Source organism: Buchnera aphidicola str. Sg (Schizaphis graminum) (assembly GCF_000007365.1).
Classification (GTDB): domain Bacteria; phylum Pseudomonadota; class Gammaproteobacteria; order Enterobacterales; family Enterobacteriaceae; genus Buchnera; species Buchnera aphidicola.
On sequence record NC_004061.1, the window covers coordinates 1 to 12,394 of the forward strand.

At 26.9% G+C, this 12,394-nt stretch carries 11 protein-coding genes; 9 read left to right on the forward strand and 2 right to left on the reverse strand.

Going from position 1 to position 12,394, the window contains the following annotated elements; all coding sequences use genetic code 11:
• The 9 genes from mnmG (at position 1) to BUSG_RS00045 (ending at position 8,621) form a co-directional block, all read left to right on the forward strand.
• Complete coding sequence (gene mnmG, locus BUSG_RS00005) at positions 1–1,896, forward strand: tRNA uridine-5-carboxymethylaminomethyl(34) synthesis enzyme MnmG (protein ID WP_011053539.1); 1,896 nt, start codon at positions 1–3, stop codon at positions 1,894–1,896.
• A 129-nt stretch (positions 1,897–2,025) separates the two neighbouring features.
• On the forward strand, positions 2,026–2,844 hold the full coding sequence (atpB, locus tag BUSG_RS00010; protein WP_011053540.1) for a F0F1 ATP synthase subunit A: 819 nt from the start codon (positions 2,026–2,028) through the stop codon (positions 2,842–2,844).
• A gap of 42 nt (positions 2,845–2,886) precedes the next feature.
• Positions 2,887–3,126, forward strand: a complete 240-nt coding sequence (gene atpE, locus BUSG_RS00015; RefSeq protein ID WP_011053541.1) for a F0F1 ATP synthase subunit C — start codon at positions 2,887–2,889, stop codon at positions 3,124–3,126.
• Positions 3,127–3,236: 110 nt separating this feature from the next.
• Positions 3,237–3,728 carry a F0F1 ATP synthase subunit B gene (gene atpF / locus BUSG_RS00020; protein ID WP_011053542.1) on the forward strand — a complete coding sequence of 164 codons (492 nt, stop codon included), beginning with the start codon at positions 3,237–3,239 and terminating at the stop codon, positions 3,726–3,728.
• An 11-nt stretch (positions 3,729–3,739) separates the two neighbouring features.
• The gene (gene atpH, locus BUSG_RS00025; protein ID WP_011053543.1) at positions 3,740–4,273 is read left to right on the forward strand and encodes an ATP synthase F1 subunit delta; all 534 of its coding nucleotides are present in this window, start codon (positions 3,740–3,742) and stop codon (positions 4,271–4,273) included.
• A gap of 13 nt (positions 4,274–4,286) precedes the next feature.
• Positions 4,287–5,819, forward strand: coding sequence for a F0F1 ATP synthase subunit alpha (atpA, locus tag BUSG_RS00030; RefSeq protein WP_011053544.1), 1,533 nt, complete (start codon positions 4,287–4,289; stop codon positions 5,817–5,819).
• A 66-nt stretch (positions 5,820–5,885) separates the two neighbouring features.
• Positions 5,886–6,761 carry a F0F1 ATP synthase subunit gamma gene (gene atpG, locus BUSG_RS00035; RefSeq protein WP_011053545.1) on the forward strand — a complete coding sequence of 292 codons (876 nt, stop codon included), beginning with the start codon at positions 5,886–5,888 and terminating at the stop codon, positions 6,759–6,761.
• Between the two features lie 24 nt (positions 6,762–6,785).
• On the forward strand, positions 6,786–8,183 hold the full coding sequence (gene atpD, locus BUSG_RS00040) for a F0F1 ATP synthase subunit beta (RefSeq protein ID WP_044006070.1): 1,398 nt from the start codon (positions 6,786–6,788) through the stop codon (positions 8,181–8,183).
• A gap of 15 nt (positions 8,184–8,198) precedes the next feature.
• Positions 8,199–8,621 (forward strand): F0F1 ATP synthase subunit epsilon, encoded by a 423-nt coding sequence (locus BUSG_RS00045; RefSeq protein WP_044006071.1) that lies wholly within the window; start codon positions 8,199–8,201, stop codon positions 8,619–8,621.
• Between the two features lie 104 nt (positions 8,622–8,725).
• On the opposite strand, the gene gyrB is transcribed toward BUSG_RS00045, so the two are convergent.
• On the reverse strand, positions 8,726–11,137 hold the full coding sequence (gene gyrB, locus BUSG_RS00050) for a DNA topoisomerase (ATP-hydrolyzing) subunit B (RefSeq protein WP_011053548.1): 2,412 nt from the start codon (positions 11,135–11,137) through the stop codon (positions 8,726–8,728).
• Between the two features lie 154 nt (positions 11,138–11,291).
• Positions 11,292–12,392, reverse strand: coding sequence for a DNA polymerase III subunit beta (gene dnaN, locus BUSG_RS00055; protein WP_011053549.1), 1,101 nt, complete (start codon positions 12,390–12,392; stop codon positions 11,292–11,294).
• Positions 12,393–12,394 lie beyond the last annotated feature (2 nt).

Sequence of the window (12,394 nt, forward strand, 5' to 3'; positions counted from 1 at the left end):
ATGTCAAAGTCGTATTTAAAAAATTTTGATGTTATTGTTATTGGTGGAGGGCATGCTGGCACTGAAGCTGCAGCAGCCTCTGCAAGAGTAGGTTGTAAAACATTATTATTAACTCAAAAAATAACTGATATAGGTGTATTATCTTGCAATCCTGCTATCGGAGGAATAGGTAAAAGTCATTTGGTAAAAGAAATAGATGCTTTAGGTGGTTTGATGGCCAGAGCTATTGATTATTCAGGAATTCAGTTTAGAGTTTTAAATTCTAAAAAGGGTCCTGCTGTAAGGTCAACTAGAGCTCAAGCTGATAGAATACTTTATTGTCAAAATATAAAAAAATTATTAAAAAAAGAACTTAATTTGTTAATTCTGGAAACAGAAGTAAAAGATTTAATTGTAAAAAATTATCAAGTGATAGGTGTTCTAACACAAAGTAATATGAGTTTTTATTCTAGATCAGTTGTATTATCAACAGGTACCTTTCTAGGTGGAAAAATACACATAGGTTTAGAAAGTTATTCTGCTGGAAGAAAAGGAGAAAAAGCATCTATAGATTTAGCTCTTCGTTTAAGAGATTTGCCTTTTCGTGTGGATAGATTAAAAACTGGAACACCACCTCGAATTGATATTAATACAATTAATTTTGAAAATTTATTTGTCCAGCATGGTGATGTTCCTACTCCTGTTTTTTCTTTTATGGGGGATATTTCTAATCATCCTCTTCAAATACCGTGTTTTCTTACACACACTAATGAAAAAACGCATGAAATAATACGTAAAAATTTACATAAGAGTCCTCTATATACAGGTATTATTAAAGGTGTGGGACCTCGATATTGTCCTTCTATTGAAGATAAAATTGTACGTTTCCCTGATAGGAAATCACATCAAATTTTTTTAGAGCCAGAAGGATTAACTAGTATTGAAATATATCCAAATGGTATCTCAACTAGTTTACCCTTAGATGTTCAAAAAGAAATAGTAAGTTCTGTAAAAGGTTTAGAAAAGTCTAAAATTATTACTCCTGGTTATGCTGTAGAATATGATTTTTTTGATCCTAAGGATTTAAATCTTACTTTAGAGAGTAAATGGATTAAAGGTCTTTTTTTAGCTGGTCAAATTAATGGTACTACTGGTTATGAAGAAGCTGCGTCTCAAGGACTTTTAGCAGGTTTAAATGCAGCTTTAAGTGCAAAAGATTGCAAACAATGGTTTCCTAGACGTGATCAAGCTTATTTAGGTGTTCTTATTGATGATTTAACTACTCAAGGTGCGAATGAACCTTATCGAATGTTTACTTCAAGATCTGAATATCGGTTAACTTTAAGAGAAGATAATGCTGATTTACGTTTAACTGAAATAGCTTATAAATTGGGATTAGTAGATAATCCAAGATGGATTCGTTATAATGAAAAAGTACTAAATATCAGTAATGAAAAAAATCGTTTAAAAAAAATAAAAATATATCCTAAATCCTCTGATAGTACTATTTTAAATCAGTTATTTAATATTGTTTTAACTAAAGAAATTAATATTTTAAATTTATTAAAACGTCCAGAAATTACATATGAAAATTTAAAGTATTTAAAAAATTTTAAAGTAGGTATTTCTGATTTAGAAGCAGCAGGTCAAATAGAAAATGAAATCAAATATGAAGGTTATATTAAAAGACAGTTGGAAGAAATTAATAGACATTTAAAAAATGAAAACACTCCTTTATTACCTACTTATGATTATAATAAAATTAAAGGTTTGTCTCATGAAGCTGTTCTAAAATTAAATGATTATAAACCAGTTTCTGTCGGTCAGGCATCGCGAATTTCTGGTATAACACCAGCTACTATATCTATTTTATTAATACACTTAAAAAAAGAATATTACAAAAATCATTTATCATAATAAATTTTCATTTTTTTAAGTTTAAATATGTAATAATTTTTCTTGATTTTATTAATTTAGTAATTTTTAAAATTAGTTATTTTATTTGTCTTGTTTTTATTTATTTATAAAATAAATGAGAAAAAAATTATGTCTTTAGAGAAAATATCTAATCCTCAAAAATATATCAGTCATCATTTAAATCATTTGCAAATAGATTTATGTAATTTTAAGTTTGTTGAACCAGGAAAAATTGTTTCTCATTTTTGGGTTTTAAATATTGATTCAATCATATTTTCTCTTGTATTAGGATGTTTTTTTTTGAGCATCTTTTACACAGTGGCAAAAAAAATTACGACTGGTGTTCCAAATGGATTACAAGCTTCTATTGAATTAATTTTTGATTTTATCCGTTCTAATGTTAAGAGTATGTATCAAGGAAAAAATCCTCTTATTGCACCTTTATCGTTAACAGTTTTTGTTTGGGTTTTTTTAATGAATCTTATGGATTTAATTCCAATTGATTTTTTTCCATTTATTTCTGAGAGGTTTTTTCATTTTCCAGCAATGCGTATTGTGCCGTCCGCTGATATTAATATTACATTGTCAATGTCATTGGGTGTTTTTATTTTAATTTTATTTTATAGTGTAAAGATGAAGGGATTAATTGGTTTTTGTAAAGAACTTACTTTACAACCTTTTAATCATCCTGTATTTTTTATTTTTAATTTTTTATTAGAATTAGTTTCTTTATTATCAAAACCAATTTCTTTGGGATTAAGACTTTTTGGAAATATGTATTCTGGTGAAATGATTTTTATTTTAATTGCTGGTTTACTCCCATGGTGGTCACAGTTTTTTTTAAATGTTCCATGGGCTATTTTTCATATTTTAATAATTTCTCTACAGGCTTTTATTTTTATGGTATTGACGATTGTTTATTTGTCAATGGCTTCTCAATCTCATTAAGATGAAAATTGACCATAATTGTATTGAAAACTGGAGTTTGTAATGGAAAGTTTAAATGTTGATATGTTGTATATAGCGGTTGCTATTATGATTGGATTAGCGGCAATTGGAGCTGCAATTGGTATTGGTATTTTAGGTAGTAAATTTTTAGAAGGAGCTGCAAGGCAGCCTGATTTAGTTCCTTTATTAAGAACACAGTTTTTTGTTGTAATGGGATTAGTAGATGCAATTCCAATGATTGCAGTTGGATTAGGCTTATATATGCTTTTCGCTATTTCTTAATATTTTATTTTTTTGTAAAAAAATTATTATTTTAAATTATAATTAAAATCTTTACGTTTTTTAGACAGCGTAAAGATTAATTTTTATTTTAATACATAAGGTCCATTATCGTGAATCTTAATGCAACAATTCTTGGACAAGCACTGTCATTTATTTTATTTGTTTGGTTTTGTATGAAATATATATGGCCTCCTATTATTTTTGCCATCGAGACAAGACAAAAAAATATTGAGGAATCTTTGATTTCTTTGAAAAAAGCTGAAGAAGAACTTATTATTATTCAAAAAAAAATGAATCAAATAATTCAAGATTCTAAAGAAAAAGCATCTTTTATTATCAACGAAGCAAATAAAAAAAAATCAATTATTTTAGAGGATGCAAAGAGTATTGCTTTAGAGGAAAGCAAAAAAATTTTTTTAAGAAATCAATTAGAAATTGATTTAAAAGTTATGCAAGTACGTAAAAATTTACATAAAGAAATTGTAGATTTATCAATTTTGATAGCTGAAAAAATTATTAAAGACAATATTCAAAAAGATCAATATAAGTATTCAATAAAAAAATTAATTGTTTCTTTATCTAAAGATAAGAAATTAATATAGGTAAAATATTAATGTCAGTACTTGATACTATTGCTAGACCTTATGCTAAAGCAATTTTTGAATTAGCAATTGAAAATCAATCAATAGAAAAATGGAAAAAAACGTTAATTTTTATTAACGAAATCATTCGTTCAAAAAAAATTGAAAAATTTTTATCTGGATCTTTATCACCTAGTTATTTATCATCTTTTTTTATCTTTGTTGCTGGTGATCACATTGATAAAGATGCAAGAAATTTAATAAAATTATTAGCTGAAAATCAGCGTTTTAAAATATTTAATAATATATTGCGACAGTTTTTAAAATTAGAAACATCTTATCAAGGTAATACTATTATTGAGTTAATATCAGCATATTCTTTGCAAGAACATGAGATTATTGATATACGTTGTATATTACAAAAAATATTTTTATCTAAAATTAAATTTATATATAAAATTGATCATCAGATACTTGATGGCATAATTATAAAAAAAGCTGATACAGTTTTTGATTTTTCTGTTCGTAGTTATCTTAAACAATTATCTGACGTTTTAAATTTTTAAGTGAGCATTGTATATGCAATTAAATTCTACAGAAATTAGTCAATTGATTAAAGAAAGAATTGCTCAATTTGAAGTATTTAATCAATCTTATAATGAAGGTACTATTATTTCTGTTAATGATGGTATCATAAAAATTTATGGTCTTTCTGATGTTATGTTAGGAGAAATGATTTTATTACCTGACAATGAATATGCAATTGCATTAAATATAGAAAGAGATACAATTGGTGCTGTAGTGATGGGACCTTATATTCATATTACTGAAGGTACTAAGGTTCGATGTACAGGAAAAATCCTAGAAGTTCCAGTTGGTGTTGCACTTTTAGGAAGGATAGTGAATGCATTAGGTTTTCCTATTGATGGCAAAGGTTCTATAGAACATGATATTTATTTACCAGTAGAGGCGGATGCACCTGGTGTTATTGAACGCGAATCTATTAATGAACCGATACAAACTGGTTATAAAGCTATTGATGCTATGGTTCCTATCGGTCGTGGACAACGTGAATTAATTATTGGAGATAGACAAACGGGAAAAACAGCACTTGCAATAGATACTATTATTAATCAAAAAAAAATTAATCTTCCATGTGTTTACGTTGCTATCGGTCAAAAACTTTCAACTATTATAAACGTTGTAAAAAAATTAGATGAGCATGATGCTTTATTAAATACTATTGTTGTTGTTGCTTCAGCTTCAGAAGCAGCTTCTTTGCAATATTTAGCACCTTATTCCGGTTGTGCAATGGGTGAATATTTTCGCGATCGAGGAAAAGATGCTTTAATTGTTTATGATGATCTTTCAAAACATGCGGTAGCGTATCGTCAAATTTCTTTATTATTACGTAGACCACCTGGAAGAGAAGCATTTCCGGGAGATGTATTTTATCTTCATTCACGTTTATTAGAAAGAGCATCTCGTGTTTCTAAAGAACATGTGAAAAATGTTACTAAAGGTAAAATCACTGGAAAAACTGGTTCTCTTACAGCTTTACCTATTATTGAAACGCAATCTGGTGACGTTTCTGCATTTGTTCCTACAAATGTAATTTCCATCACTGATGGACAAATATTTTTAGAATCTAATTTATTTAATTCAGGTATTCGTCCTGCAGTGAATGCAGGTATATCTGTATCTCGTGTTGGCAGTGCTGCTCAAACTAAAATTATTAAAAAATTATCTTCTGGAATTCGTACTGCATTAGCTCAATATCACGAACTTGCAGCATTTTCGCAATTTGCATCTGATTTAGATCAAACAACTAGAAAACAATTAATATACGGTCAAAAAATTACTGAGTTATTGAAACAAAAACAATATAGACCTATGTCTATATCAGAACAAGGATTAATGTTTTTTATCGCTGAAAATAATTTTCTTGACGATATCTCTGTAGAAAATATTATTCAATTTGAAAAAGAAATTTTGACATATGCTTATAATTATCATTTAGATTTAATGGAAGAAATAAACAAAGATGGAAATTTCAATGATATAATAAAGAAAAAATTTATAGAATTAATTAATAATTTTAAGAATTCTTAATTGTAAAATTTTTATTTTCTTATTTTTATTTTTTGATAATGCAAAAAAATTCATTGAGAAAACATAGTGGCAAGTAAAAAAGAAATAAAAGATCAAATAATAAGTGTTACAAACACTAAAAAGATCACTAAAGCGATGGAAATGGTTGCTGTTTCTAAAATGAGAAAAACAGAAGAAAGGATGCGTTTAGGTCGACCGTATTCTGAAATAATTAAAAAAGTAATTCATCATGTTCTACAAGGTAGTTTAGAATATAAACATAGTTATTTGGAAAAAAGAAATGATAAAAGAATAGGCATAATCATAGTTTCTACTGATCGAGGATTATGTGGAAGTTTAAATACTAATCTTTTTAAACAAGTACTATTTAAAATTCAAAATTTTGCTAAAATAAATATTCCTTGTGATTTAATATTATTTGGTTTAAAAAGTTTATCTGTTTTTAAATTATACGGTAGTTCTATTATTTCAAGTGTGACTAATTTAGGTGAAACTCCTGATTTATCAAAATTAATCGGATCGATTAAAATTATTTTAGAAAAATATCAAAATAATCAAATTGATAGACTTTTTATTGCTTATAATAAGTTTCATAATAAACTGTCACAGTATCCAAAAATTAGTCAACTTTTACCTCTTTATAATGAAAAAAATATTTTTTCTAATAAGAAAATAAAATGGGATTATTTATATGAACCAGAATCTAAATTAATTTTAGATACATTATTTGATCGATATATTGAATCTCAGATTTATCAAAGTCTTTTAGAGAATATCGCAAGTGAGCAAGCAGCTCGTATGGTTGCTATGAAAACTGCTACAGATAATAGTGGTAATCGCATTAAAGAATTACAGTTGATTTATAATAAAGTTCGTCAAGCTAACATTACTCAAGAATTGACTGAAATTGTTGCAGGAGCATCAGCAGTATCAGTAGATTAAAAATTGGTTAGAGGTTTTAAAATGATAGCTACTGGAAAAATTATTCAAATTATTGGTGCCGTAGTAGATGTAGAATTTGATCAAAATTCAGTACCAAAGATATATAACGCTCTAGAAGTAAAAAATAAAAAAATACAACTTATTTTAGAAGTACAGCAACAATTAGGTGCTGGAATTGTACGAACAATAGCTATGGGTTCTACTAATGGTTTGAAAAGGGGATTGATTGTTATTGATCTTGGACACTATATTAAAGTTCCGGTAGGGCAAGCTACGTTAGGTCGCATAATTAATGTGTTAGGAAAAACAATAGACAATAAAGGACCATTAAAAAATTTAGATAATTCTAAATTAGAGTACTGGGAAATTCATCGTTCTGCACCAAGTTATCAAGAACAAGCATCTTCTCAAGAAATATTGGAAACGGGTATAAAAGTTATTGATTTAATTTGTCCTTTTTCAAAAGGTGGAAAAGTTGGTTTATTTGGTGGAGCAGGTGTAGGTAAAACAGTTAATATGATGGAATTGATTAGAAATATTGCAATAGAACATTCTGGTTATTCAGTATTTACTGGGGTTGGTGAAAGAACTCGTGAAGGTAATGATTTTTATCATGAAATGAAAGATTCTAAAGTATTAGATAAAGTTTCTCTTGTCTACGGTCAGATGAATGAACCTCCTGGTAATCGATTACGTGTGGCTTTTACAGGATTAACTATTGCTGAAAAATTTCGTGATGAAGGTAGAGATGTTTTGTTATTTATTGATAATATATATCGTTATACCTTAGCTGGAACAGAAGTTTCTGCACTTCTTGGTCGAATGCCCTCTGCTGTAGGTTATCAACCAACCTTAGCTGAAGAAATGGGCTTGCTTCAAGAAAGAATTACCTCGACTAAAGAAGGTTCCATTACATCTGTTCAAGCAGTATATGTTCCAGCTGATGATTTAACTGATCCCTCTCCAGCTACTACGTTTGCGCATTTAGATTCTACAGTAACATTAAGTCGTCAAATAGCTGCTTTAGGTATTTATCCAGCTATTGATCCTTTAAATTCGACTAGTCGTCAATTAGATCCTTATATTGTAGGCGACGAACATTATGATACAGCGCGAGGGGTACAGTCAATCTTACAAAGATATCAAGAACTAAAAGATATTATTGCAATTTTAGGCATGGACGAATTATCTCAAGAAGATAAAATTTTAGTTTCAAGAGCGCGCAAGATACAGAGATTTTTATCTCAACCATTTTTTGTAGCAGAAGTTTTTACTGGTTTTCCAGGAAAATATGTATCTTTAAAAGATAATATTCGTGCTTTTAAAGGAATTATTGGAGGTGAATTTGATAATTTACCAGAGCAGGCGTTTTATATGGTAGGTACTATTGAAGAAGTAATAAAAAAAGCAAAATTATTATAATTAAATATTTTGGATATATCCATGGATTTTTACTTAGATATTGTTAGTGTTGAAAAGCGCATATTTTCTGGATTAGTCGATAGAATACAGGTATCTGGAAGTGAAGGAGAAATGGGAATTTATCCAGGACATACTCAATTGTTGAGTATAATTAAACCAGGTGTAATATATATATTTCATAAAAATAAAACAGAAGAATGTCTTTATATATCTGGAGGTATTTTAGAAGTTCAACCTTCCGTTGTTTCTATTTTAGCAGATGTTGCTATTCGTGGTATTGATTTAGATCGAAAACGTGTTGTAAAAGCGAAAAAACAAGCTGAAGAATATTTTAAAAAAGAAACTACAAATGTCAAAAAAGACGATGTTTTGCTCGAGATTTCTAAAGCAATTGCAAAATTACGTGTTCTTGAGATTATGGATAAATTTAAGAAATAAAGATCTTTCGCGGCTGGTTTTTTCCTGCCGCAATCATTATTTAGATAGTTTATAGAATTAAAAAAAAAATTTAAGATATTTTATAATTTTTTAAATTATATATTTTAAATATCTATGTTTTCTGCTTTTAAAGCGTTTTTTTGTATAAATTTTCTTCTTGGTTCTACTAAGTCTCCCATCAATGTATTAAATAAATTATTAGCAGAAATAGCATCTTTGATAGTTACTTGTAACATATTTCGTGTTTCAGGATTCATTGTTGTATTCCATAGTTGATCGGGATTCATTTCTCCAAGTCCCTTATAACGTTGTACAAAAAAACCGCGTTTTGTTTCTTTTATTAGCCATTCTAATGTGTTTTTTATGTCATTTATTTTATAAATTTTTTCTCCCTTTTCTATAAAATTTTCATTTTCTTGGAATTTTTTAAATTTTTCACCTAAATTAGTAATTAAAAAATATTCTTTACTTTCTAAAAAATCATTTTTTAAATCATATTGAGTATGGTTGGCATATCTTGATAATTTTATACTTGGTTCAAATATACTATCATTTTCATTTCTCTTGATTTTTGACGTGTATATTGTATTATTTTTATCTTTTTTATTTAATTTTTCTACTAGTTTTTCTATCCAATTTTGAACTACGTTTTCGTTTTTTAAATTATATAAACGAGGATGATAGATCAGTTCATTCAATATTAATTCAGGGAAATAATTTTTATTTTTTTTCATTTTAATTTGAATATGATTAAAATCAGATACTATTTTTTGAAATTCTTTGATAATTTTATTGCAATTTTCATTTTTTTTGTTTTTTATAACAATTTCTTTTAAAGCTATTTTAATTTGATATTTATTCATCTCTTCATCATTTTTAATATATTTTTCTTGTTTTCCTTTTTTTACCTTATATAAAGGTGGCTGAGCAATATAAACATATCCTTTTTTAATTAATTCTGGTAATTGACGATAAAAGAATGTTAATAATAGTGTTCGAATATGTGCTCCATCTACATCAGCATCAGTCATTATGATAATATGATTATATCTTAGTTTATCTAAACTATATTCACTTTTAGTAATGCTACATCCTAATGCTGTTATAAGCGATGTTAATTCTTGAGATAAGATTATTTTATCAAATTTTGTTTTTTGTACATTTAATATTTTTCCTTTCAAAGGAAGAATAGCTTGATTTTTTCGGTTTCTGCCTTGTTTTGCTGATCCACCTGCAGAGTCTCCCTCAACTAAATAAATTTCTGATAATTTAGGATCATTTTCTTGACAATCAGATAGTTTTCCAGGTAACGTACCTAAATCTAATGTCCCCTTTTTTTTATTTATTTCTCTAGCTCGTCTTGCTGCTTCTCTTATTTTAGCTGAGTTTATGATTTTTTGAATTATAAACTTTGCATCAATAGGATTTTCTAAAAGATATTCGATAAGATTTTCGTTAATTAATGATTCTATTACTGATTTTACTTCAGAAGAAACTAGTTTATCTTTAGTTTGAGAAGAAAATTTAGGATCAGGTATTTTTATAGATATGATTGCTGTTAATCCCTCTCGTGTATCTTCACCTGTAATAATTGTTTTGTTTTTTTTATTGTACCCTTCGCGTTCTATATGTAAATTTAATGTACGTGTTATTCCTGCTCGAAAACCAGATAAATGTGTTCCACCATCTTTTTGGGGTATGTTATTAGTGAAACAAAGTATATTTTCTTGGTGTGAATTATTCCATTGTATTGCGATTTCTAATTCTATTTGATTTTTAATACATCGAAAATAAAATATATTTAGATTAATTGGGAATTTATTTTTATTTAAAAATTTGATAAATGCTTTAATACCTCCCTTATAGTGATATTTTTCTTCTAAATTTGTTCGATTGTCTTTTAAGTGAATCAATATGTTAGAATTAAGAAAGGATAATTCGCGTAAACGTTTAGATAAAATTTCATATTGAAATTGTGTTTTATTAGTAAAAATTTTGTAACTAGGCCAAAATCTTATGTATGTTCCTGTTATTTCAGTTGCACCTATGATGCATAAAGGGGATTCTGGATTTCCGTTTTTATATTGTTGTCGATATTTTTTTTTATTTTTATAAATTATTAATTCTAGTTTTTCTGATAAAGCGTTCACAACCGATATTCCTACTCCATGTAATCCACCTGATATCTTATAAGAAGCGTTATCAAACTTACCACCTGAGTGTAATACTGTCATAATAACTTCTGCAGCTGAAATTTTTTCTTCAGGATGTATATCAGTTGGAATACCCCTTCCATCGTCTTTAATTGATACTGAATTATCAGAATGAATAACTACTTTGATTTCTTTACAAAACCCTGCTAATGCTTCGTCAATAGAATTATCAACAATTTCGAAAACCATATGATGTAGTCCACTTCCATCATCAGTATCTCCAATATACATTCCTGGTCTTTTACGAACGGCATCTAATCCTCTTAATATTTTTATTTTAGAAGAATCATAAGTATCTATCATATTTTTCCTTGTTATTTTTTAATTGATAATGTGTTTTTTATAATACGATTATTATATATTTTCTATTTTTAAAATTTTAATTATTTTTTATATTTTGAATATGTTAAAATTTATGTTCTTAAATTTCTTTGATATATATATAAATTACTTATTTTTATCTTTTCAATAGCATTACAACATATGCGTTTGAAGAATTGTTTTCTGCTTCGATTTGTATAGAAGATTTAGATTTATTTAAAAATAAAGCAATATTTTCACTTTTTATATTGTTGATAACATCTAATAGATAATAAACATTTATTGAGATTTCTATTTTTTCTCCGAAATAATCAATTTCGAATAGATCTTCAGCAGTTTCTTCTTCTTGATTATCAGATAGTACTTTAAACTTACCGTTTTCAATTTTTATTTCAATTCCACAGAACTTTTCATGAGCTAGAATAGCAACGCGTAATAGTGATTTTTTTAATAAAATAGAATTAGTAATAATTGGATTCTTTTTTTCTTTAAATAAAACACTCTTATAATCAGGATATTCACCTTCAATTAATTGAGTAGTAAAAATTAAATTTTTTGTATATATTCTAATACTATTGGAACCAATTAAAATATTTAATAATTGTGGTTGAGTATTTAATAATTTTAACAATTCCATTACTGCTTTATTAGGAATAATAATTGAAAAAAAATTGATATCTTTCTTTAATTGAGTATACGATATTGCTAATCTATATCCATCTGTTGCAACACTACGTAAAAATTTATCTTTTTTTTCTAATAACATACCATTTAAGTAATATCTTACATCTTGTTTTCCCATTGAAAATTCAGTTTTTTCTATCATTTCTTTTAATATATTTGAGGATATATCAAATTTGGAAATATAATCAAAATTTTGATGATTTGGAAAAGTATCAGCAGATAAAGTACTTAATATATAATTGCTATTTTCAGAAGAAATATACATTTTTTTATTTTTTAGTTGCATTTTTATTTTTGATTTTTCTGATAAAGTTCGACAAATATTTAAAATTTTTCTACCTGAAATAGTTGTTTTTCCTGGTATATATTTTGTTATAATTTCAATTTTTGAAATAAGCTCTATTTCTAAATTTGTTGTTGTTAAAGACAAAGTTCCATCTTCAACTTGAATTAATATATTTTCTAAAATAGGAAATGAAATATTTTTGACTAGTACTCGAGTTATTTTTTTTAAATTTTTAGTTAAAATATCGTTTTGAATAGTAAATTTCATAA